The 22,850-nt window shown below is 45.0% G+C and carries 19 protein-coding genes; 11 read left to right on the top strand and 8 right to left on the bottom strand.

The window, feature by feature from the left end; all coding sequences use genetic code 11:
• The first annotated feature begins 108 nt into the window (after positions 1–108).
• A complete protein-coding gene (locus tag DPF91_RS10840; protein WP_117234446.1) occupies positions 109–291 on the top strand; it encodes a hypothetical protein in 183 nt (60 codons plus the stop codon).
• 23 nt (positions 292–314) lie between these two features.
• On the opposite strand, the gene DPF91_RS10835 is transcribed toward DPF91_RS10840, so the two are convergent.
• From DPF91_RS10835 to DPF91_RS10825, 3 genes are all read right to left on the bottom strand, one after another.
• Complete coding sequence (locus DPF91_RS10835) at positions 315–1,238, bottom strand: YeiH family protein (protein ID WP_117234445.1); 924 nt, start codon at positions 1,236–1,238, stop codon at positions 315–317.
• Between the two features lie 132 nt (positions 1,239–1,370).
• Entirely contained in the window at positions 1,371–3,248 is a 1,878-nt protein-coding gene (locus DPF91_RS10830; protein WP_117234444.1) for an MFS transporter, read from the bottom strand.
• Between the two features lie 14 nt (positions 3,249–3,262).
• Positions 3,263–3,853, bottom strand: a complete 591-nt coding sequence (locus tag DPF91_RS10825) for a TetR/AcrR family transcriptional regulator (RefSeq protein WP_117234443.1) — start codon at positions 3,851–3,853, stop codon at positions 3,263–3,265.
• Positions 3,854–4,031: 178 nt separating this feature from the next.
• Between DPF91_RS10825 and DPF91_RS10820 the strand changes: the two genes are divergently transcribed.
• From DPF91_RS10820 to DPF91_RS10790, 7 genes are all read left to right on the top strand, one after another.
• Positions 4,032–4,952: a Tim44 domain-containing protein gene (locus tag DPF91_RS10820; RefSeq protein WP_117234442.1), complete on the top strand. Its 921-nt coding sequence runs from the start codon at positions 4,032–4,034 to the stop codon at positions 4,950–4,952.
• A gap of 590 nt (positions 4,953–5,542) precedes the next feature.
• Positions 5,543–7,174, top strand: coding sequence for an ABC transporter substrate-binding protein (locus DPF91_RS10815; RefSeq protein ID WP_117234441.1), 1,632 nt, complete (start codon positions 5,543–5,545; stop codon positions 7,172–7,174).
• Between the two features lie 97 nt (positions 7,175–7,271).
• The gene (oppB, locus tag DPF91_RS10810) at positions 7,272–8,192 is read left to right on the top strand and encodes an oligopeptide ABC transporter permease OppB (RefSeq protein WP_117234440.1); all 921 of its coding nucleotides are present in this window, start codon (positions 7,272–7,274) and stop codon (positions 8,190–8,192) included.
• A 17-nt stretch (positions 8,193–8,209) separates the two neighbouring features.
• Positions 8,210–9,112 (top strand): oligopeptide ABC transporter permease OppC, encoded by a 903-nt coding sequence (gene oppC / locus DPF91_RS10805; RefSeq protein WP_117234439.1) that lies wholly within the window; start codon positions 8,210–8,212, stop codon positions 9,110–9,112.
• Between the two features lie 29 nt (positions 9,113–9,141).
• Positions 9,142–10,119 carry an ABC transporter ATP-binding protein gene (gene oppD / locus DPF91_RS10800; RefSeq protein WP_117234438.1) on the top strand — a complete coding sequence of 326 codons (978 nt, stop codon included), beginning with the start codon at positions 9,142–9,144 and terminating at the stop codon, positions 10,117–10,119.
• 9 nt (positions 10,120–10,128) lie between these two features.
• The gene (gene oppF, locus DPF91_RS10795; protein ID WP_117234437.1) at positions 10,129–11,121 is read left to right on the top strand and encodes a murein tripeptide/oligopeptide ABC transporter ATP binding protein OppF; all 993 of its coding nucleotides are present in this window, start codon (positions 10,129–10,131) and stop codon (positions 11,119–11,121) included.
• 191 nt (positions 11,122–11,312) lie between these two features.
• Positions 11,313–12,260: a glutathione S-transferase family protein gene (locus tag DPF91_RS10790; RefSeq protein WP_117234436.1), complete on the top strand. Its 948-nt coding sequence runs from the start codon at positions 11,313–11,315 to the stop codon at positions 12,258–12,260.
• Positions 12,261–12,371: 111 nt separating this feature from the next.
• Here DPF91_RS10790 and pta read toward each other — a convergent pair whose 3' ends face one another.
• Both pta and DPF91_RS10780 read right to left on the bottom strand, forming a co-directional pair.
• Positions 12,372–14,537, bottom strand: a complete 2,166-nt coding sequence (pta, locus tag DPF91_RS10785) for a phosphate acetyltransferase (RefSeq protein ID WP_117234435.1) — start codon at positions 14,535–14,537, stop codon at positions 12,372–12,374.
• Between the two features lie 167 nt (positions 14,538–14,704).
• Positions 14,705–15,901, bottom strand: coding sequence for an acetate kinase (locus tag DPF91_RS10780; RefSeq protein WP_117234434.1), 1,197 nt, complete (start codon positions 15,899–15,901; stop codon positions 14,705–14,707).
• A 331-nt stretch (positions 15,902–16,232) separates the two neighbouring features.
• On the opposite strand from DPF91_RS10780, the gene yfbV reads away from it, so the two are divergent.
• Together yfbV and malZ are read left to right on the top strand one after the other, a co-directional pair.
• Positions 16,233–16,685 carry a terminus macrodomain insulation protein YfbV gene (gene yfbV / locus DPF91_RS10775; RefSeq protein WP_117234433.1) on the top strand — a complete coding sequence of 151 codons (453 nt, stop codon included), beginning with the start codon at positions 16,233–16,235 and terminating at the stop codon, positions 16,683–16,685.
• A 159-nt stretch (positions 16,686–16,844) separates the two neighbouring features.
• Entirely contained in the window at positions 16,845–18,680 is a 1,836-nt protein-coding gene (gene malZ, locus DPF91_RS10770) for a maltodextrin glucosidase (protein WP_117234432.1), read from the top strand.
• A 28-nt stretch (positions 18,681–18,708) separates the two neighbouring features.
• On the opposite strand, the gene dusC is transcribed toward malZ, so the two are convergent.
• The gene (gene dusC, locus DPF91_RS10765; protein WP_117234431.1) at positions 18,709–19,659 is read right to left on the bottom strand and encodes a tRNA dihydrouridine(16) synthase DusC; all 951 of its coding nucleotides are present in this window, start codon (positions 19,657–19,659) and stop codon (positions 18,709–18,711) included.
• 166 nt (positions 19,660–19,825) lie between these two features.
• Here dusC and DPF91_RS10760 point away from each other — a divergent pair, with 166 nt between their 5' ends.
• Positions 19,826–20,431 carry a YecA family protein gene (locus tag DPF91_RS10760; RefSeq protein ID WP_117234430.1) on the top strand — a complete coding sequence of 202 codons (606 nt, stop codon included), beginning with the start codon at positions 19,826–19,828 and terminating at the stop codon, positions 20,429–20,431.
• Positions 20,432–20,495: 64 nt separating this feature from the next.
• On the opposite strand, the gene dsbB is transcribed toward DPF91_RS10760, so the two are convergent.
• Together dsbB and nhaB are read right to left on the bottom strand one after the other, a co-directional pair.
• Positions 20,496–21,023 carry a disulfide bond formation protein DsbB gene (gene dsbB, locus DPF91_RS10755; protein ID WP_117234429.1) on the bottom strand — a complete coding sequence of 176 codons (528 nt, stop codon included), beginning with the start codon at positions 21,021–21,023 and terminating at the stop codon, positions 20,496–20,498.
• Positions 21,024–21,154: 131 nt separating this feature from the next.
• On the bottom strand, positions 21,155–22,747 hold the full coding sequence (gene nhaB / locus DPF91_RS10750; protein ID WP_117234428.1) for a Na(+)/H(+) antiporter NhaB: 1,593 nt from the start codon (positions 22,745–22,747) through the stop codon (positions 21,155–21,157).
• Between the last annotated feature and the right edge of the window lie 103 nt (positions 22,748–22,850).

Genomic DNA, 22,850 nt, shown 5'->3' with positions numbered 1-22,850 from the left:
AGCAAGGCTTAGTAACTTTCTGTACTTTCATAGAGCAAATCAGAATTTAGTCACAATATAGCTATACGTCATAATAACTACGTGTTTTAGGTTATATGGATATAGATAATGAAGCTAGTAGCGACTGTGTTGGTCGGAATACTGATTGCCATTGCAATTCAAAATGAAGGAATTATTAGAGCTCTGGCAGAGTTAGCTGCGTTTATCGTCGTTGTGTTTACGGTAAGAAAACATCGCAAACACAGACGACACAATGAAATGGTAAAGATAGAGCCGGAAGAGATCGGTTAGTTCCGATTGTCTGTTCGTTACTTTTACACCAGTAATAGATAAGCCAATGAACTTACAGAGATAACCGTCCACAAACCCACCCCAAGGATAAGAGGCTTAGGCCCAGATGCCTTTAGCTTTTCGACAGAAATTCCGCACCCAATTAAAAACAAACAGACGACGAGAGTTTTCTTCGAGATATCAAAGATCACCGAATATGCCGCTTCAAACTGAGGCAACAGATCGCTAAATCCAATCGCGACACAATAGAATAGGATGAAGTAGGGGATAGTGATGGATTTTGATTTGTTCTTGAAGATAAACGCACTCACCAGAGCAACGGGTACAATCCATAACGCACGAGCTAGTTTTAACGTGGTTGCGGTTGTTAACGCTTCTTCACCATATGCTGAAGCGGCTCCCACTACTGATGATGTATCATGAATTGCGATCGCTGCCCAAGTACCAAAGGTTTGTTGGTCTAAACCTAAAGCATGCCCGATCACAGGGAAAACAAATAATGCAATAGAGTTAAGTACGAATACTGTGGCCAACGCCAGGCCTATTTGGTCGTCCTTTGCATTGATTGCGGGTGATACTGCTGCAATGGCACTGCCACCACAAATCGCGGTGCCCGACGAAATGAGATAACCCGTTTTTGTTTCCAGTCCAATCGCTTTAGTCGCATACCAACCAACAACCAGTGTACCGAAAATGGACGCGATGATTAAGCCTATGCCATCACCGGTTACAGCCAGTGCTTGTTCAAACTGAATACCAAAACCAAGACCAACAATAGAGTAGGCCAGTAGCTTCTTCGTGTACTTCGCTACCTGATACCCTTTAGGGACTAAACCAAAATTAGCCAACATAAAGCCAACGATTAAGGCTGTTGGAGAGGTGGCAAATGGCGTTAAACAAAACATTACTGCGACCCAGAAGGGCAACGCACGAGAAAAAGTAGGCATAAATTAGTTACACGAATGAGTTTTAGGAACCGGGATAGTGTACTGAATTTTTTGTTCTGGTGTGATTGATAATTGTGAACTTGCGTTCAGAAAATATGAACGCAAGTATAAACCTAATATGAGCCCATTTGGCTAGCGCCATTCACCCCGAAGTTCGATGACCTTATCGCGCATGTAATCTGCTGTTGCGTCTTGTGGTTGAACGGGCTCTCCTGCCTCAACTTCAAGCTTAGACCAAAAGCGGCGAGGTAAACCGCAGCAAGCGCGGCCTTTGTGGAAGCGGCTAAAATAGCTTCCCCAGAGTCCTTTCAATGCCATCGGGATCACAGGAACTGGTGAGCGACGCAGGATGATATCCATACCGCGCATGAACTCGCCAACTTCGCCATCACTACTCAACTTACCTTCAGGGAAGATACACACGATGTGACCCTCTTTTAGCGCATTTTCAACTTCATCAAATGCTTTGCGAATTGAGCCACGGCGTCGAGAAGAGATCGGAATCACACCGGCGCGCTTCAAGAAGCGGCGAACAGGGCGATAGTTTGCATAGTCCTCTTCCATTACAAAACGAATGAGGCGAGGGCTTACGGCACTTAATAACAGTGCATCCATGTAACTCACATGGTTACAAACGATCAAAGCGCCGCCTTCTTTAGGTAGGTTATCTAGGTTGCGATGAGTAACTCTATACATAGTATGGGTCAGTACCCACACCAAGAAGCGAACTGCAATGACAGGTAGTTGATAGAAGATGCACAGAGTCACTGCGAAGTTTGCGACAGCGAGCAACAAAAATAGCTGCAGGATCGATAATTCGAGTAAGGCCAGACACACGATACCTAGGACCGCACTACCAACCATAAACAGAGAGTTATAGATGTTCAGAGCTGCAATAACGCGAGCACATTGAGCCCGCTTAGATTTTTGCTGTACTAAAGCATACAAAGGAACGATAAACAGTCCACCGGAGGCCCCAAGCAGCAATAAGTAAATGAATGTCGGCCATAGTTCACGATACAAGATAAACTGCTGGAAGCTGTAGAATTGCGGCAGCGTATCGGGGATAGAACACACCATCAATGCACCGAATACGGTGATACCAAAACTGCCGATTGGGACAATACCAACTTCAACACGATGGTTGGATAATCGGTCACACGCTAAAGAGCCAAGTGCAATGCCAATCGAGAACAAAGCCAGTAGGAAGGAAACCGATGTTTCAATCCCGTTTAGGTGGATTCGAGTGAAGTTTGGAAATTGTGTTAGATAGGTTGCACCTAAGAACCAGAACCATGAGATCGCTAAGATGCACTTAAAAACCGTCTTGTCGCAGCGAGCGATTTGTAGTGTCTCTTTTGCTTGTTGATAGGGTTGCCATTTAAACTCAATGGAGCTGTCGGCTGGTGTCATCTTCGGTATCTGTTTACTTGATAGATAGCCACAAACAGCAAAAATCACCACTGAGAAAGCGGCAATAGTGTGGGCATTGTCGCTTGACGCTATAATGCCCGCGCCAATGGTACCGATTAGGATCGCAATGAAGGTCCCCATCTCTACCAGGGCATTTCCCGAAACTAATTCACTAGATTTTAACTGTTGAGGAAGCAGTGCATACTTTACTGGGCCAAAGAATGCGGACTGTGTGCCCATCAAGAATAGAAGAACCAAGAGTAGAGTATAACTCTGCGTTAAGAACCCCAGCGCCCCGATCAGCATAATCAGAATTTCGGCCTGTTTAACTTTTTGGATGTACCAGGACTTCTCGTATTTATCGGCTAATACACCAGCAGACGCTGAAAATAAAAAGAACGGAAGAATGAATAGGCCAGCCGCCAGATTGATGAACAAATGGCTCGACATGGGTAATGTGTCGACATTCGCGAACGCGACAAAAAGGAGTAGTACATTCTTAAATATATTGTCGTTAAACGCACCAAAAAACTGAGTGATAAAATAGGGCAGAAAGCGACGTTTACGCAGTAAAGAGTTAGAACAAATAAATGGCATAATGAACGAGGCCTTTACCAACTACTCAGATAACTGTCTAGTAAGTTATCTATCAAAGCCTTTCCATCCATAGGTTGGCGAGAAAAGAATTTATCATCGACACTGAGCATCGTAATGCCGTGCACACCAGCCCAAAGCACACGACTTGCTTCTACCACTTCGTCACATGACTTATTTTCACCAATGTTAACTAATAGGTGTTCGAGCATACCGGTCATTCCATCAATGCGGTTAGCTTGCCACTCAGGCAGTTGTTCACCATTCATTGAGTGAGCAAAGATCAATTGCCAGCGGTGGGGGTTGTCACAAGCGAAGTCGTGGTACAGGTATGCGAGCTTTTTAAGGGCGTCTCGATTGTCAGTGGCAGTTGCAACACTCTGTTGAGCGAGCATAGACAGCTCATCGAGAGTGTTTGCCACAACGCGCAGTAACAATAGATTATAGTTACCAAATACGTTGACCAAGGTACTAGGGACATAGCCAATCATCGTAGCGACTTTACGTAAGCTAAGTTCGTGGTGAGACTTGGACTCCAAGAATGATTTAACGGCATCTAACGTTAAAGCAATGAGTTGATCTCTTGTGTGATCGTTTCTGCGTGCCATGCGTTTTATACTGTGTTGTACCTAAATGAACGATGTTCAATTCTAAAGATTGGTCAGCTTATGGTCAACACAGTGTCAGCAGCAATAGTTTGAAACAAGTCTCGTTATTTAAGTTGTTTCATTGTTGTGATGAGATGGCTATGATGCTCGTTATCAAAAAAACTAAAATAGGTTCAAGATGAAACGTCTATTTACTCTACTGGCTTTAGTGATGGTGTCTGTGGTTTCCAGCCCTATCGTTGAAGCGAAAAAATTTGGTGGTGGTAAGTCTTTTGGTAAAAGCTTCAAGACTGCACCGGCACCTAAACAACAGCAGCAAAATACCAACACGCTAAGACAAGATGGCAAGACAAACACAGCATCAAGCAAAAAAGGCTTGATGGGTGGTCTGCTAGGTGGTCTGTTAGCCGGTGGTCTATTAGCAGCATTCTTCGGTGGTGCATTTGAAGGTATTCAGTTTATGGATATCCTTATCATGGGCCTTATCGGTTTTGTTCTGTTTAAGTTTCTACGCGGTATGCTTGGTGCGAAGCAGGGCAGTATGAATCAGCAGCGCCAGCAACCTGCGTTTGGTGGCACTCAATCTTACCAGTCGCAACAAAATGGTCGCTTCCAAGAAAACGGCTTCCAAAAAGATGCTCAGTTCCGCGAGGCGAATGTACACAACTTCGAGCAACCTCAAGCAACAGGCGGTTTTGGTGCGGCAGGACATTCTGATGTGCCCCACAACTACCCACCTGGGTTTGATCAAGCAGCATTCATTAACGGTTCGCGTGAACACTACCGTATTATTCAAGGTGCTTGGAATCACAACGAGCTCCACACTATTGAAGAATATGTTTCACCTAGCTTGTTCGAAGACCTGAAATCTGAACGTGCGAAGCTTGAGGGTGAGCAGCATACTGATGTGATGTTCGTTGATGCTGAGATCGTTCGAGCGGACCATGATGCAAGTAAAGCACAGCTAAGCTTGCAGTTTAGTGGTCGTTACCGCGATGCAGTCGAAGGTGTAGAAGAAGATATTGAAGACATCTGGCACTTAGAGCGTGATTTAACGGTACCAAATGCACCTTGGTTAATCGTCGGTATTCAGGGCTAATCGTCGATAGTCACGATTAATGACTTAGGACCAATTCCGATAGTTGAACCGCCATATTGAAAAAGCGACCTTTATTGGTCGCTTTTTTTGTGTTCGTAATATTTGGCGTATTTTGTAAATTACAGATTTATTGATAAATATATCCATATCATACCTAGTTAATTCCTCTAGTGATTTAAATCACATTCCCCTTATATTTCCTCGATATAATGTAAAAGCATGTTAGACAACAATTGAATCAAATGTTAAATTATTTGACGAAAAATAGCACAAGATGCTAAATTTCGGTCAAATTACAGAGCTATTGAAATGATGAACTACTTTGCAAACTCTTTTTAGATGTATGTTTTTTGGTTTATTTATCAAGTAGCCAATAATGCTGCTTATCTATCAATTTAAGAGAATGATTCGACATTTTGCTGAATTTTTATGGCAAATTGCTTCAATGATTGATAGTGTGTGCTGCAATCTTTATTGCCGTTTAGCTTTTTTTACTCATTTTATAACCTTCTAAAAAGCTAATTAGCCTTCCGTTCTGGTGAGGCAATAAAGAGTCATGGATGCAAAATATAAAACTTGGAGTTTAATGCATGTACAAGAACAAAATCACCCAAGCACTTCTTCTTGGTGCTGGCCTAGCAGTTTCTGCTACTTCTCTTAACGCTTTCGCTGCAGACGTTCCTGCAGGTACTAAACTAGCACCAGTTCAAGAATTGGTTCGTGGTAACGGTACTGAGGTTGCTTCTCTTGACCCACACAAAACTGAAGGCGTTCCAGAGTCTCACGTAATCCGTGATCTATTAGAAGGCCTAGTAAACCAAGATGCAGACGGTAACACTATCCCTGGTGTTGCTGAGCGCTGGGAAACTGAAGACAACAAAACGTTCACGTTCTACCTACGCAAAGATGCGAAATGGTCTAATGGCGACCCTGTGACAGCTGAAGACTTCGTTTACAGCTTCAAGCGTGCAGTTGATCCAAACACGGCTTCTCCATACTCGTGGTACCTAGAAATGACTACGATGGAAAACGCTGATGACATCATCGCGGGTAAAGCAGATAAAGAAACTCTAGGTGTTAAAGCTATCGACGCTAACACTCTAGAAATCAAACTAGAAACTGCAGTTCCTTACTTCGTAATGATGATGGGTCACACAACAGTTAAGCCAGTACACCGCGCAACTGTTGAAAAGTTCGGTGATCAGTGGACTAAGCCAGAAAACTTCGTTGGTAACGGTGCGTTTACTATCGATTCTTGGCGTGTAAACGAGCGTATCGAGCTTGTTCGCAACGAAAACTACTGGGACAACGACAAAACTGTTCTAAACAAAGTAACTTACCTTCCAATCGAGAACCAAGTTGCTGAAATGAACCGTTTCCTATCTGGTGAAATTCACTTCACTAACGAACTACCAGTTGAACACTTTAAGCGTCTTAAGAAAGAGCACCCAGAGTCTGTTTCTGTAGGCGGTAACCTATGTTCTTACTACTACGGCTTCAACAACAAGAAAGCACCATTTGATGATGTACGTGTTCGTAAAGCACTATCTTACGCGATCGACCGTAACATCGTATCTGACGCTATCCTTGCTCAAGGCCAGAAACCAGCATACTTCCTAACTCCTGAAATCACTGCTGGCTTCAACCCAGAACTACCTGCTTACGGTAAGATGGACCAGAAAGCACGTATTGCAGAAGCGAAGAAACTTCTTGCAGAAGCGGGCTTCGACGAGAACAACCCACTTGAGTTTACTCTTCTATACAACACGTCTGAAAACCACAAGAAGATCGCGACAGCTATCCAATCTATGTGGAAACGTGGTTTAGGTGTAGAAGTTTCTCTAGAGAACCAAGAGTGGAAAACATACCTAGATACTCGCCGTAGCGGTGACTTCGATGTGACTCGTGCGGGTTGGTGTGGTGATTACAACGAAGCATCAAGCTTCCTATCACTAATGCAATCTAACAACAGCTCAAATGATCCTAAGTACCACAACGCTGAGTACGATAAAGTGATGGCTGATGCTCTAGCTACGACTTCTGAAGAAGAACGTCAAGCGCTATACATCAAAGCTGAACAGCTTCTAGCTCGTGACATGCCGATTGCACCTATCTACCAATACGTTAAATCACGTCTAGTTCAGCCTACTGTTGGTGGTTTCCCACTAAACAATGCTGAAGACAAGATCTTCTCGAAAGACCTATACATTAAAGCTCAGTAATAGCAGCTAAATAAAACTATAAAAAACCTCACAGCATGTGCGAAACGCACATGCTGTGCATTCTAATTTTTGTCACAGACTGGAAAAGAGTGAGTTTATGCTTAAATTCATTGCCAAGAGGATCTTTGAAGCAATCCCAACAATGTTGGTGTTGATTACAATTTCCTTCTTCTTAATGCGCTTCGCACCGGGTAACCCGTTTTCAAGTGAGCGCCCACTACCGCCAGAAGTTATGGCGAACATCAATGCTAAATACGGCCTAGACAAGCCAGTATTCGAGCAGTACACGACGTACCTAACAAACATCCTGCAGGGTGACTTTGGTCCTTCGTTTAAATACAAAGACTTCACAGTAAACGAGCTCGTTGCTGATGCACTTCCAGTATCGGCAAAAGTTGGTTTCGCTGCCTTCATTTTTACCGTGATTATGGGGGTGACTGTTGGAACTATTGCCGCATTGAGGCAAAACAGCTGGCTCGATTACACCATAATGGCGACCGCCATGCTCGGGGTGGTAATGCCATCCTTCGTGTTGGCACCCGTACTGATCTACCTATTCTCGATTAACTTGGGTTGGTTCCCAGCCGGTGGTTGGTTCGATGGCTCGTTCCAATACATGGCACTACCCGTTGTCGGTATGTCATTACTTTACGTAGCAACGTTCGCGCGTATCACTCGTGGTTCGATGATCGAAACGCTGAACAGTAACTTCATCCGTACTGCGCGTGCAAAAGGTCTAAGTTACCGCTACATCATTCTTAAGCACGCACTTCGTCCTGCTCTATTACCTGTTGTTTCTTACATGGGCCCTGCATTCGTGGGTATCATCACAGGTTCGGTAGTAATCGAAACGATCTTTGGCCTACCAGGTATTGGTAAGTTGTTCGTAAACGCAGCGTTTAACCGTGACTACTCGCTTGTAATGGGTGTAACCATTCTTATTGGTTTCCTATTTATCCTATTCAATGCGGTTGTAGATATTTTACTCGCTTACATCGACCCGAAAATTCGTTACTAATTGGGGACGGACAACAAATGTTGCAGAAAAAAGAAAATTTAGAAGCGATCGAAAAGTTCTCAGAAAATCTAGAGATCGAAGGTCGCAGCCTTTGGCAAGATGCTCGCATCCGCTTTATGCGTAACAAAGCGGCGATGGTGAGCCTATTCATCCTATTTTTAATCACGCTAGCAGTGATCTTCTTACCGATGTTTGCTGCTTACACTTACGAAGATACTGATTGGTATGCAATGCACGCAGCACCATCAATGGAGCACTTCTTCGGTACAGACAGTTTAGGTCGTGACCTTTACGTTCGTACGCTAGTGGGTGGCCGTATCTCACTGATGGTAGGTGTGATGGGTGCACTAGTAGCGGTAACGATCGGTACGCTTTACGGTGCAGCTTCTGGCTTCATCGGCGGTAAAGTAGACCGTATTATGATGCGTATTCTAGAGATCTTGTACGCGATTCCGTTCATGTTCCTAGTAATCGTACTAGTAACTTTCTTTGGTCGTAACATCGTACTTATCTTCGTTGCTATCGGTGCTATCGCATGGCTTGATATGGCGCGTATCGTACGTGGTCAGACTCTAAGCTTACGTAGCAAAGAGTTCATCGAAGCGGCACACGTTTGTGGTGTGAGCAAGTGGAAGATCATCACTCGCCATATTGTTCCAAACGTACTAGGTATCGTAGCGGTATACTCAACGCTACTCGTACCAAGCATGATTTTGACTGAATCATTCCTTTCTTTCCTTGGTCTTGGTGTTCAGGAGCCAATGACAAGCTGGGGTGCACTACTTCAAGAAGGTGCAAACACAATGGAAGTTGCAATTTGGCAGCTCGCATTCCCAGCAGCGTTCATGGTAATTACCCTGTTCTGCTTTAACTACGTGGGCGATGGCCTACGTGACGCGCTTGATCCGAAAGATCGCTAAGCCGACTAAGAATTTTTGAGGAAAGAATAATGAGTCTATTAGATGTAAAAGACCTGCGCGTCGAGTTTACCACTCAAGATGGTATCGTAACCGCAGTGAATGACTTGAACTTCTCACTAAACCAAGGTGAAACGCTTGGTATCGTAGGTGAGTCAGGTTCAGGTAAGTCTCAAACTGTATTCTCTATCATGGGGCTACTGGCTAAGAACGGTATCATCTCTGGTAGTGCAAAGTTTGAAGGTAAGGAAATCCTTAACCTTCCAGAAAAAGAGCTAAATAAGGTTCGTGCTGAGCAGATCGCAATGATCTTCCAGGACCCAATGACGTCTCTAAACCCATACATGAAAGTTAGCGATCAGCTAATGGAAGTACTTATGCTTCACAAAGGCATGGGTAAAGCAGAGGCGTTTGAAGAATCAGTACGCATGCTTGAAGCGGTTAAAATCCCTGAAGCTCGCAAGCGTATTACCATGTACCCGCACGAGTTTTCTGGCGGCATGCGCCAGCGTGTAATGATCGCAATGGCGCTACTATGTCGTCCTAAGCTTCTGATTGCGGATGAACCAACAACGGCACTCGACGTAACGGTTCAAGCACAGATCATGGATCTTCTGAACGAACTTAAAGAGGAGTTCAATACAGCAATCATCATGATCACGCACGATCTTGGTGTTGTTGCGGGTTCGTGTGACAAGGTACTTGTGATGTACGCAGGTCGTACAATGGAATACGGCACAGTAGATGAAATCTTCTACAACCCAAGCCACCCATACGCAGAAGGTCTGTTGAAAGCGATCCCTCGTCTAGATACCGAGGGCGAGATCCTGCCAACAATCCCTGGCAACCCGCCAAACCTTCTTCGTCTACCACCAGGCTGTCCTTACCAAGAACGTTGCCACCGTGTAACGGATCAGTGCCGCAAAGAGGCACCAGTATTGCAGACGTTCGATGGTCACCGTCAACGTGCATGTTTCTCAGATTGGACAACTTGGGCTAAGCAAGGGTAAGGCATCGCTATGAGTAATGAAAAACAACTAATCTTAGATGTTAAAAACCTAAAAGTTCACTTTAGCATCGCCTCTAAATCTGCTTGGCCTTGGTCTAAGCCGGCTAACCTAAAAGCAGTCGACGGTGTAGATGTACACCTGTACGAAGGTGAAACACTCGGCGTAGTGGGTGAGTCTGGCTGTGGTAAGTCGACATTCGCTCGTGCAATCATCGGTCTTGTTGAAGCTACCGACGGTGAAGTGGTGTGGATGGGTAACGACCTAACCAAGATGCACGAGGTTGAACGACGTCAAACACGTAAAGAAATCCAGATGATTTTCCAGGATCCTCTGGCTTCTCTTAACCCACGTATGACAGTTGGTAACATCATTGCTGAGCCTCTAGAGACGTTCTATCCTGAGCTTTCTAAAGCAGAAGTAAAAGATCGCGTTAAAGAGATGATGGCACGTGTTGGCCTTCTTCCAAACGTAATCAACCGTTATCCACACGAGTTCTCAGGCGGTCAGTGTCAGCGTATCGGTATTGCACGTGCACTTATCCTGAAGCCTAAGATGATCATCTGTGACGAACCCGTATCGGCGCTAGACGTATCGATTCAGGCACAGGTAGTAAACCTTCTGAAAGAACTGCAGAAAGAGCTAGGCCTGTCTTTGGTATTCATTGCCCACGACTTGTCGGTAGTGAAACACATCTCTGACCGTGTATTGGTTATGTACCTAGGTAACGCAGTCGAGTTGGGCGAAGCTCACGCTCTATTTGACGATCCTAAGCACCCATACACCAAGGCGTTGATGTCTGCCGTTCCAATCCCAGATCCTAAGATTGAACGCAGCAAAACCATTCAGATGTTGGAAGGTGACCTACCATCACCAATCAACCCACCATCAGGTTGTGTTTTCCGTACTCGTTGCCCTCAAGCAACCGAAGAGTGTGCGAAGACCAAACCAACGATTAAAGGCGATGATGTCCATGCGGTATCTTGTCTAAATGTTTCTGTGTAAACAGTAATAACGATTCAGCCTGTGACGGGCTTAAGCGCGGCTTCTTTTATCGGGGTCGCGCTTTTTTTATACCTGCATTTTTTGCAATAAAGTGGTCTTCAAATTTTCTGAACGAGTTGCTCGAATCTCCCTCCTCATATTTTCCTTATAAGTTCGCTAAATTGTAATAAGTTAACCAAGAGGGAAAAGTTATGGGTAAGTTAGTCGAAGGTGTGTGGCACGATGTGTGGTACGACACAAAATCAAGTAATGGAAAATTTGTTCGTGAAGATGCAGGTTTTCGTTCTTGGGTAAAAAACTCACAAGATGCGCAGTTTCAACCAGAATCGGGCCGCTATCACCTCTATGTTTCTCTAGCTTGCCCTTGGGCCCACCGTACGCTGATTTTTCGAAAGCTAAAGGGGCTAACCGAGCATATTGATGTCACCGTGGTTTGTCCTGATATGATGGATCAAGGTTGGACCTTTGGTATGCCTGAGCCTCTCTATGGATTAACTCAGCTTCATCAGGTGTATACCAAGGCGAAACTCGATTATACAGGTCGAGTGACAGTGCCGGTATTGTGGGATAAGAAGACTCAAACGATTGTGAGTAATGAATCCTCAGAGATCATTCGTATGTTCAACAGTGAGTTTAATGATCTGACGGGGAACAACGATGATTACTATCCTGAGTCACTGACTAGCGTCATTGATGAATGGAACCAGTTTGTTTATCCAAATATCAACAATGGTGTGTACCGCTGTGGCTTCGCAACCACACAAGAGGCGTATGAAGAAGCCTATGACAAGCTCTTCGCAGCGTTAGATAAGGTTGATGATCATCTTGCTACTCATCGTTATTTAGCGGGTAATCAAATAACCGAAGCAGATTGGCGCTTGTTTACGACTCTCGTTCGCTTTGATGCGGTTTATGTTGGACACTTCAAGTGTAACAAGCAACGTATTGCTGATTACAAGCATATACAGGGGTATCTAAAAGAGTTGTATCAGATTGAAGGCATAAAAGAGACGACGGATTTTTATCATATAAAACGTCATTACTACTTTAGCCATACTGGTATCAACCCAACTCAGGTGGTACCGAAAGGTCCGTACTTAGATTTGGAATCGGCACATGGCCGTGACACTATTCTCTAGCTCTCTAGCTCTCTAGCTCTCTAGCTCTCTAGCTCTCTAGCTATAAAAAACCCTCGCACTTGCGAGGGTTTTGTTTGTCTAGCTTTAGCTACTCATTTTAAGGAAAGTAGATTAGTTAACTACTTTTTCTTCAGCTTGAGCTGCTTGGTCTGCTTGGATAGCCGTTAGGGCTACTGTGTAAACGATGTCGTCAACTAGAGCGCCGCGAGACAGGTCGTTTACAGGCTTACGCATACCTTGAAGCATTGGACCGATAGATACTAGGTCTGCTGAACGCTGTACCGCTTTGTAAGTCGTGTTACCAGTGTTTAGGTCTGGGAACACAAATACTGTCGCTTTACCTGCTACTGGAGAGTTTGGCGCTTTAGAAGCTGCAACGTTTTCCATGATAGCTGCGTCGTACTGTAGAGGACCGTCGATCACTAGATCTGGACGTTTCTCTTGAGCAAGTTTCGTTGCTTCACGTACTTTATCTACGTCTGCACCCTTACCAGATTCACCAGTAGAGTAAGAGATCATAGCAACGCGTGGGTCGATACCGAATGCTGCTGCAGAATCAGCAGATTGGATCGCGATTTCAGCAAGCTGTTCAGCTGTTGGATCAGGGTTGATCGCACAGTCACCGTAAACCAGTACTTGGTCAGGCAGTAGCATGAAGAATACAGAAGATACGATAGACGCATCAGGTGCCGTCTTGATGATTTGGAACGGAGGAACGATAGTGTTCGCCGTAGTGTGAACCGCACCAGAAACTAGGCCGTCAACTTCGTCGTTCTCAAGCATCATTGTGCCTAGGAATACTGAATCTTGTAGCTTCTCACGAGCAACAACTTCAGTCATGCCTTTCGCGCCACGTAGCTCAACTAGACGTGCTACGTAGTTTTCACGCACTTCGTCAGAGTTGATGATCTTAACGCCAGCACCTAGCTCAACGCCTTGTTGTGCTGCAACACGCTTGATTTCTTCAGGGTTACCTAGAAGTACACATTCCGCGATACCGCGCTCAGCACAGATAGCCGCAGCTTTAACTGTACGTGGCTCATCACCTTCAGGAAGTACGATACGCTTAGCTGCTTTACGAGCAAATTCAGTTAGCTGGTAACGGAATGCTGGTGGGCTTAGGCGACGAGACTTCTGAGTACCTTCAGTCATTGACTCGATCCAGTTACCATCGATGTGACCCGCAACGTGCTCATTGATGAACTCGATACGCTCTTTATCGTCAGCTGGAACTTCTAGGCTGAAGCTTTGTAGGTTCAGAGAAGTCTGCCAAGTGTTACCTTGTGCTTTGAAGATCGGTAGGCCGCTTTCTAGAGCTGGCTTAATTAGATCTTGGATTTCTGTAGGGATATCGTAACCACCCGTTAGAAGCACAGCACCAATCTCAACGCCGTTCATTGCTGCAAGCGCTGCTGCAACGATTACGTCTGGGCGGTCAGCCGAAGTTACTAGTAGTGAACCTGGCTTGAAGTGTTCAATCATGTGAGGCAGTGAACGTGCACAGAACGTGATGCTCTTGATACGACGAGTGTTCAATTCACCTTCGTTAACGATTTCTGCATTCAGGTGAGAAGCCATATCTGCAGCACGCGTTGCGATTAGCTCGATGCTCCATGGCACGCAACCAAGAACACGGATAGGAGAGGTGTTGAAGATCTCCATCACTTTTAGTTCGTTTTGTTTTGCGCTGTCTGAATCGTCGAAGATCTCAGATAGGTCAGGGCGAGTACGGCCTGCTTCATCAACTGGTGCGTTAAGCTTGTTGATGATAACACCTGAGATGTTTTTGTTCTTTGTGCCACCGAAGTTAGAACATGCTACTTCGATGCGCTCTTTAAGTTGAGCTGGGTTGTCAGTGCCCGGAGTTGCAACTAGTACAATCTCAGCGCCAAGTGTCGCTGCGATTTCTGCGTTCACTTGGTTAGCAAATGGGTGCTTACGAGTTGGTACTAGGCCTTCGATAAGCGTTACGTCAGCATCTTTGTTGATCTGGTTGTAACGCTCTACCACTGTTTCTAGTAGCTCGTCCATGTTGTCATTACCGATTAGGCTTTCAGCAACAGACATAGCAAGTGGTTGGCCGATCTTAACATCGCTGTTAGCGCCAACGATGGTTGACGTTAGATCAGGTTGGTCGCCACCAGAGCGTGGTTGAGAGATTGGTTTGTAGAAAGAAACCTTAACACCTTTGCGCTCCATTGCGCGAAGAACACCCATGCTTGCGCTAGTTAGACCAACACCAGCACTTGTAGGGATGAGCATTATAGTACGAGACATTCGTAGAATACCTTTAGCTATTGGGGAAAGAAGCTTAACTTGTTATTCCACTCAGAAGAGTGAGCCAAAGGCAATAAAGAGGAATAATAGGATAAGCCTGAAATATTGGCGAAATAAATTAGCGCCTAAAACAAGTCGGCTGCACCGAGGTGCAGCCGACTTAACTATTAAAGACCTGCTAGTCGCGCAGTGTCTTCAGCAATGACTAGTTCTTCGTTAGTCGAAACAACCATCGCTGGGATACGGCTATCAGCAGTAGTGATAACACCTTCGCCGCCGAAACGAGCTTTAAGGTTAGCTTCACCATCAACTTCGATACCGAAGATACCTAGACGGTTAAGTACTAGTTCACGGATTGGAGCACCGTTCTCACCGATACCGCCAGTGAATACGATAGCGTCTAGACGACCGTCTAGAGTTGCAGTGTAACCAGCAACGTATTTCGCTAGGCGACGAGTCATTACGTCCATTGCGCGAGTCGCTGCGTCTTCTTTACCGAAGTTGTCTTCGATGTAACGACAATCAGGAGTCACTTCAGTTAGACCCATTAGGCCAGACTCTTTAGTTAGCATGTTGTTGATATCTTCAACAGAGTAACCTAGAGCGTCGTGTAGGTGGAAGATGATCGCAGGATCGATGTCACCAGAACGAGTACCCATTACTAAACCTTCAAGAGGAGTAAGACCCATAGAAGTATCTACAGATTGACCGTTCTTGATTGCACATACAGATGCACCGTTACCTAGGTGACAGTTGATGATGTTTAGTTCTTCAACTGGCTTGCCTAGACGCTCAGCAACTTCACGAGCGATGAATAGGTGAGAAGTACCGTGCATACCGTAGCGACGGATACCGTGCTCTTTGTATAGGTTGTATGGAAGTGCGTATAGGTACGCTTCTTCAGGCATTGTTTGGTGGAATGCTGTATCAAATACTGCAGAGTTCTGAAGCGCAGGGAACGCTTTTTGAGCTGCTTTGATACCAACGATAGCTGCTGGGTTGTGAAGAGGTGCAAGAGTTGCACAGTCTTCGATACCTTTAAGTACTTCGTCAGTGATAAGTACAGACTTAGTGAATTTCTCACCGCCGTGTACAACACGGTGGCCGATTGCAGCAAGTTGCTCTGCAAGCTCTGGCTTAGAAGCAAGAATAGTTTCTACGATGAAAGATAGAGCTTCATCGTGAGCAGCGCCGTCACCAAGTTGAGCTTCGTGCTTACCATCAAGTTTCCACTTGATACGTGCTTCAGGAAGGTGAAGACACTCAGCAAGACCTGTTAGATGCTCGTCGCCGTTGTCTGCATCAACGATCGCGAACTTAAGAGAAGAACTACCGCAGTTTAAAACTAAAACTAGCTTTGACATGGTTGATTACCTATTAATCACTTAGATGAAAATGTTCACAAGAAGAGTAGACGAGTTGCTTGCAACCACCACTTTTTCTTGGTCAAAAATACTGTAATGTCCGTATTAATATGAGCAGTTCATTGCTTACGCTGAGAACCGTCTGCTTTCCGTGCAGATAACTCTCATGGTTGCCAAAATTGTAAATAACAGCAACAATGAGATTGAGGGTCTGCAAAGGATAGCGATAATAGACCAAGATAACAAAAAAAAATTGAAAGAATATTAACTTTTATCAATTTTTTGCGGATTTTGTTGAGTTTTCTCAACTATTTTTTAGTGAGGTCCTGTGATGGAAAATAAGGTTGGATTGTTTCATAGCCTTAAAGATGGGCAAAAGTACATGGATCTTTGGCCGGTGCGCCGAGAGCTTAATCCTCTATTCCCTGAACAACGCATAATCAAGGCGACCAAATTCGGTATCAAGGTGATGCCGGCGATTGCAGCGATCGCTGTATTGACGCAGATGGCGTTTAATAACTATGAAGCGATGCCGCAGGCTATTGTTACTGCATTGTTTGCCATTAGCCTACCCGTTCAGGGCATGTGGTGGTTGGGTAACCGCTCAAATACCAAACTGCCGCCAGCACTGGCTTCATGGTATCGCGAGTTGCATCAGAAGATCACAGAGTCCGGTTTTGCACTAGAGCCTGCTAAAGCGTCTCCACGCTATAAAGAGCTGGCCGCTATTCTAAACCGTGCATTTCGACAGCTCGATAACACAGCGCTTGAGCGTTGGTTCTAATCTTTTCAAGCTCGAATTTTAGACTCTAAACCTCTACAAAGTGTGATCCTTCAAATCTTATCGACATGACGTCGTTGTGGTTTGAAGGATTATTTCTATCTTTAGCAAAGTTTTCCAATTGGCTCGAATTATTGAGCGTTACATGGCGAGTACTTTGCAATGACCGTTTTCCTTTCTCATGCCCAAACCCAAGATGGGCTGTCGTTTTCCAATAACCAACTGAAGGTCAAACTTCGCACAGACTCTAAAGAGTGGTTGTCTGTCCAGGTTCGTCATGAGCCTGATAATGAAGAGTACTTTGTTGATATGACCTACCTTGGTCAGGTAGGACGGTTACACGAATGGCAAGCAAGCTTTGAAATCAACCATGATAAAGACCTCACTAAATACGTTTTCAAAGTTCAGGATGAGAAGGGGCAATATTGGCTAGATGCTCGTGGTGTGCAAAAGCGTATTCCAAGTCATGAGTTCCACTTCAAGTTTAACGCAAAGCACCAACCTCCAGAATGGGTGTCTGAGCAAGTTTTCTATCAAATTTTCCCTGATCGATTCTGTAATGGTAACCCCGAAATTAGCGTAAAAACCGGTGAGTATGCCCTCAATAATGGCGAGCGTCCTGTAGTCGCGAAAGAGTGGGGGGATGCGGTTGATGGTCATGGTGGTACCGGAGCTGCGGAATTTTTTGGTGGCGACTTAGTCGGTATCAATCATAAGCTCGATTACCTACAAGATTTGGGTATCACAGCACTCTATCTAAACCCGATTTTTACCTCCCCAAGTAATCATAAATACGATACCCAAGATTACATGAGTATCGACCCACATTTAGGCAGTGAAGAAGATTTTGCTCTGTTGCGCATGGATACTAAGCAACGTGGAATGAGGCTGATTCTTGATGCGGTATTTAACCATACCTCGACAGAGCATGCTTGGTTTGACCGTATGCAGCGTACTGATAGCGGTGCGTATGCAAACCCTCAATCGCCTTATCATGACTACTACTTTTTTGATAAGGAAGATTCAACCAATTACATCGGTTGGAAGGGAATTGATTCATTACCTGTGCTGAATTTTGAAAATCAGCAAGTGAAGGATTACATCTATCAGTCAGACGATGCAGTAATCAAACATTGGCTGCGTGCACCTTATGATATTGATGGCTGGCGTTTTGACGTGATTCATATGCTTGGAGAAGGCGAGGGCGCGAAGAACAACGCCCACTATGTACAAGCGTTCCGAGATGCAACCAAACAAGAAAATCCGGAAGCTTATGTACTCGGTGAACACTTTTTCGAAGCGACACCATGGCTACAGGGTGACCAAGAAGATGGTGCCATGAACTATTATGGTTTTGCACACCCTTTGAGAGCGTTAATTGCAAAACAAGACATCGCTTATCAGCCGATCGATCTCAATATGATTGAGTTTAGAGATTGGCTTGCTGAAGCGAGAGCTAAGGTGCCTTGGCTCAACCAATTATCACAACTCAATCAACTCGATAGTCATGATACCGCACGCTTTATCTCTCTTATAGATAACGACGAAAGCAAGCTGAAAGTAGCCGCAACCTTATTGATGACTTACCTCGGCACCCCTTGCCTGTACTACGGTACCGAAGTCGGCTTAAAAGGTGGGCAGGATCCAGATAATCGTCGCTGTTTCCCTTGGGGCGAAGAGAGTACCTCTCCTTGGTTTCCATACTTCCGATCTTTAATTGAGCTACGAAAGTCGCGTATCAGTTTGCAGAAAGGTCACTTACAAGAGCTGTACTGTGACGAATTATGTTGGGTGTTTGCTCGGGTTTATGGTGATGAAGTGACACTTGTTAGCGTCAACAGCTCTCAAGAGCAGAAGGACATCTCTGTACCTATGTGGAAGTTAGGGTTTGAGAGTGGTTCTTTCCAAGCTGAAGGCCAAGAATCGACGAAGATTCTTGAGGGCTCGTTAGATATTACGCTACCGGCAATGACTGCCGATATTTATACTCAGTGCTGAGTTAAAAAAGGAGCCGAAAGGCTCCTTTTTAGGCGACAAGTTTTGCGTGATAATGCTGAATACGTTCTACAATAGGAGTGGCCTTTTTGAAAGTACGGATCTCTCTGAAAATCTCTTCAGCTTCCGGGTATTCCTTTCGTAGGTAAACAAACCACTGTTTTACGCGGTTAGGGTAGTAGAGCCCTTTATCGCCCTCAATTTCAAACTCTGAATAACGCAATAGTAGACGTAGCACATCTTCCCATGGCATTGGCGCATGGTTGTGCTTAACCACATTGCCTAGGTTTGGGACGTTGAATGCACCTCGGCAAACCATTAAAGAGTCAATACCTGTCGCTGCAATACAGTTTTGTCCGTCTTGGTAATTCCAGATTTCGCCATTGGCAATCAGTGGTAACGAGGTCTTTTGACGAATTTGGTTTATGTAATCCCACTTGATCTCGCTCGCTTTGTAGCCACCTGTTTTTGTACGCGCGTGAACGGTCAACTCGTCTGCTTTCGCTTGCTCGATGGCATCGACGATTTCAAAGCATTCTTCTGGATCTTCCCAGCCTAAGCGAATCTTGGCAGAGACCGGTATGTGCGCAGGTACTGCTTCACGACACGATTTCACCACTTGGTAGATGAGCTCTGGCTCTTTGAGTAATGAGGCGCCACCATTACTTTTGTTCACCGCCTTGGCTGGGCAACCGAAGTTAAGGTCGATACCTTTAGCGCCAAGGCTCGCTGCTTGTACGGCATTCTCTGCCATCCATTGAGGGTGTTGGCCAAGCAGTTGAACATGGACAGGTACACCCGCCATGGTTTGCGAACCTTGATTTAGCTCGGGGCAGATACGTTGAAAAACGTGAGGGGGGAGTAATTGATCAACCACACGCACAAACTCTGTCACACAGAGATCGTAATCATTAATCTCTGTCAGAATCTCACGCATTAAATGGTCTAAAACACCCTCCATAGGGCCAAGGATTACTCGCATGTTTATCACCGTACTATTAAGAACGCGTGATTGTACGAGCTATGTTCAGTCTTGTCACTAATCCTAAGTTATTAGGCAGCCGACAGGTTCTCTGAAACGTCACTTTAGTTAATTATGAATAGGGCTATAATGTCGCCAGATTAATTTACTGATAAGCAGATCTAACATGACTTACCAAACCTTAGACCTTTCTAGTCTTGATACTGATTACGCAGGCTTCTTTTTTGAAGGTGCGATTTTTGCCTCTAACCTAGCAACTAAACCATTAGACCCAAAAGAATGGCTGCCGAATTTGGTTGCAGGTGTCAGTGAAGAGTTGGAGTCATTAGTTACGGAACAAATAAACCGTCAGCACAATCTCATCCAGCGCAGTGAATACAGCCTTTCTTCTTTGTTAGAAGGAGACGATGCCCTCGCTGAATTTGCTGAAGGTTTTATGAATGTGTGGCCTGTTGTGAGTGAACAATGGGACTTCGAAAAACTCAGTGATGGCACTGCGCGTATGCTGCAGGCATTGTTGACTACATTAATGTTGGCGATCGACGAAGAATCGACTCAGCAACAGATGCGTGATGCAGGTATGGATGATGTGCCGTCATTATCTGACTTTACGGATCAGCTAGATGTAATGGTGACCGAAGTGGCGTTGGCAGCTGATGAACAAATGCTGGGCAATAAAGCGCAAAGCGTGAACCCATTTAAAGGCACGGGTCGTAACGACCCATGTCCTTGTGGAAGCGGCAAGAAATTCAAGAAGTGTTGTGGTAAGTAACCGTTAAGATTGAAGTTCCTAGCTCCTTGGCTTAACTCAAGGAACTAGGGACGCTTTTTCGAACTTATTCTTCCGCTCTTTTCTTGAAAAATTGAGCCAGCACGATAAACGCGAGTGCAACTAGGTTACCTGCAAAAATGACTACCAACCATTGTGGCATGGATAGGCCGATAAACTGCCATACAATCTTGCTACACTCACCATAAGCTTCAAACATCCAAGGAACCCATTGGTTTAGTGGCGCCCAGTCAGGGAAGGTCACAAATAGGTCACAAGTGGCAAATGGCGATGGGTTAAACTGGAAGTCAACGTGCTGCATCGACAGAGCTAGGCCTTTGTACGCACTTGCCCCCCATACCGCTAGACCAATCCAACGAACCAGTGGGTTGTTAGGTGCGATTAACCCAATGGCGGCTCCAACCCCAATTCCAAGCATCGCAATGCGTTCATAAATACACATCACGCAAGGAGCAAGCATCATCACGTGTTGGAAAAACAGTGCGCAAAGCTCGAAGAAGATGATGAAGATGAGTAGCAGAGCCCAAGAGAGTCTGCGTTTAGAGAAATCGTTGAGGAAATGGAAAAAACTCACAAGTAATCATTCCTTTGTGTGAAATATAAAATTCTTGGGTAATAAAAAAGCCCTGAATACTCAGAGCTTTTTAACTTGGAAAAGTTTCTTAAGCAACAGAAAAATTGTGCTTAAAAGGTCATTTCTTCAAATTAGTGATGACCACCCGATACAGCGTGTGTCGCTTCACCAACATGATGAGAGATCCAGCCTGCATCGTAGAACCATGCTGTCATTGGTTCAACAAGGAAGATGATGCCCATTAGACCAACAACCGCTAGCACGATTGTGTACGGCAGTGCCATGATAACCATGCGTCCGTAAGATAGACGAATCAGCGGTGCTAGTGCAGATGTTAGTAGGAATAGGAATGCTGCTTGACCGTTTGGCGTTGCAACAGAAGGCAGGTTAGTACCTGTGTTGATTGCTACCGCAAGAAGATCAAACTGATCACGAGTAATAAGACCTTCAACAAGCGCTGCTTTCACTTCATTGATGTAAACCGTACCTACGAATACGTTGTCTGACACCATAGATAGAACACCGTTTGCAACGTAGAACAGGGCAAGTTGCGTACCTTTATCTTCAACAGCAAGTACTGCATCGATTACTGGCTTGAACAACTCCTGGTCGATGATCACAGCAACGATAGAGAAGAAAACAGCAAGTAGTGCGGTGAAAGGTAGTGCCTCTTCAAACGCTTTTCCTAAAGAGTGCTCTTCGATAACGCCAGTGAACGCCGTTGCAAGGATGATAACAGAAAGACCGATTAGACCTACTTCTGCCACGTGAAGCGCAAGGCCAACGATTAGCCATACCGCGATAGCACCTTGAATCCAAAGCTTAGCGATATCTTGTTTAGTACGGTTCTTACGCGCTTCAGTATCGAAGTCGACTAGGATTTGACGAACGTTGTTTGGCAGCTCTGCGCCGTAGCCGAATACTTTTAGCTTCTCGACCAATGCACAAGTGATAATACCGCAGATAAATACAGGGATAGTAACAGGTAGCATACGTACGATGAATTCACCGAAATCCCAGCTCGCTTGGCTTGCAATTACCAGGTTTTGCGGCTCGCCTACCATGGTCATTACACCACCAAGTGCTGTACCCACACCAGCGTGCATTAGTAGTGAACGCAGGAATGCACGGTAGTCTTCCAGGTCATCACGAGTTAGCTCAGAAAAGTGCTCGTCTTGCGTGTGGTCATGTGAAGAGTTTGTGCCTTTACCAGAAGCAACCTTGTGGTAAATCGAGTAGAAGCCAACAGCGACACTGATAACAACCGCAATTACGGTTAGTGCGTCAAGGAACGCTGATAGGAATGCTGCTGCAACACAGAATGCGACAGAAAGAAGAACTTTTGAGCGGATGCCAAGTAGTATCTTGGTGAAGATGAAGAGCAGTAGCTCTTTCATGAAGTAGATACCCGCAACCATGAAGACCAATAGAAGAATTACTGGCAGGTTGTTTTGAAGCTCATGATAAACCAATTCGGGACTGGTCATGCCCATACCGATGGCTTCGATGGCTAAAAGGCCACCAGGTTGCAGTGGATAACACTTCAGTGCCATTGCTAGAGTAAAAATAAATTCAACAACTAACAACCAACCTGCAACAAACGGGTCAACAAAAAAGAAAACGATCGGGTTAATAACAAGAAATGCAATGATGGCAACTTTGTACCAATCAGGTGCTTTGCCAAGAAAGTTCTTGATGAAAGCATTTCCGAGTGACATCGGCATGGTAATACTCTTTGTGTAAAATTGAATAGACGAAATAAAGCTCGTCGCCATTTGCGGATATCCGCTTCAATAACAGTAACTTAGAAAGGCAACAAGAAGGTGT

This window comes from Vibrio maerlii (assembly GCF_003415655.1).
GTDB classification, from domain to species: domain Bacteria; phylum Pseudomonadota; class Gammaproteobacteria; order Enterobacterales; family Vibrionaceae; genus Vibrio; species Vibrio maerlii.
Note: the sequence above shows the minus strand (reverse complement) of the source record. Positions and strands in the feature narration are given on the sequence as shown.

Bases quoted from the DNA above. Each gene is read 5' to 3' on its own strand.
- DPF91_RS10820 (WP_117234442.1), top strand. From the start codon at position 4,032: ATGAAACGTCTATTTACTCTACTGGCTTTAGTGATGGTGTCTGTGGTT.
- dusC (WP_117234431.1), bottom strand. From the start codon at position 19,659: ATGCGAGTAATCCTTGGCCCTATGGAGGGTGTTTTAGACCATTTAATG.
- oppC (WP_117234439.1), top strand. From the start codon at position 8,210: ATGTTGCAGAAAAAAGAAAATTTAGAAGCGATCGAAAAGTTCTCAGAA.
- yfbV (WP_117234433.1), top strand. From the start codon at position 16,233: ATGGAAAATAAGGTTGGATTGTTTCATAGCCTTAAAGATGGGCAAAAG.
- DPF91_RS10840 (WP_117234446.1), top strand. From the start codon at position 109: ATGAAGCTAGTAGCGACTGTGTTGGTCGGAATACTGATTGCCATTGCA.
- DPF91_RS10815 (WP_117234441.1), top strand. From the start codon at position 5,543: ATGTACAAGAACAAAATCACCCAAGCACTTCTTCTTGGTGCTGGCCTA.
- DPF91_RS10835 (WP_117234445.1), bottom strand. From the start codon at position 1,238: ATGCCTACTTTTTCTCGTGCGTTGCCCTTCTGGGTCGCAGTAATGTTT.
- DPF91_RS10790 (WP_117234436.1), top strand. From the start codon at position 11,313: ATGGGTAAGTTAGTCGAAGGTGTGTGGCACGATGTGTGGTACGACACA.
- DPF91_RS10825 (WP_117234443.1), bottom strand. From the start codon at position 3,853: ATGGCACGCAGAAACGATCACACAAGAGATCAACTCATTGCTTTAACG.
- oppF (WP_117234437.1), top strand. From the start codon at position 10,129: ATGAGTAATGAAAAACAACTAATCTTAGATGTTAAAAACCTAAAAGTT.
- DPF91_RS10830 (WP_117234444.1), bottom strand. From the start codon at position 3,248: ATGCCATTTATTTGTTCTAACTCTTTACTGCGTAAACGTCGCTTTCTG.
- oppB (WP_117234440.1), top strand. From the start codon at position 7,272: ATGCTTAAATTCATTGCCAAGAGGATCTTTGAAGCAATCCCAACAATG.
- pta (WP_117234435.1), bottom strand. From the start codon at position 14,537: ATGTCTCGTACTATAATGCTCATCCCTACAAGTGCTGGTGTTGGTCTA.
- DPF91_RS10760 (WP_117234430.1), top strand. From the start codon at position 19,826: ATGACTTACCAAACCTTAGACCTTTCTAGTCTTGATACTGATTACGCA.
- malZ (WP_117234432.1), top strand. From the start codon at position 16,845: ATGACCGTTTTCCTTTCTCATGCCCAAACCCAAGATGGGCTGTCGTTT.
- DPF91_RS10780 (WP_117234434.1), bottom strand. From the start codon at position 15,901: ATGTCAAAGCTAGTTTTAGTTTTAAACTGCGGTAGTTCTTCTCTTAAG.
- nhaB (WP_117234428.1), bottom strand. From the start codon at position 22,747: ATGCCGATGTCACTCGGAAATGCTTTCATCAAGAACTTTCTTGGCAAA.
- oppD (WP_117234438.1), top strand. From the start codon at position 9,142: ATGAGTCTATTAGATGTAAAAGACCTGCGCGTCGAGTTTACCACTCAA.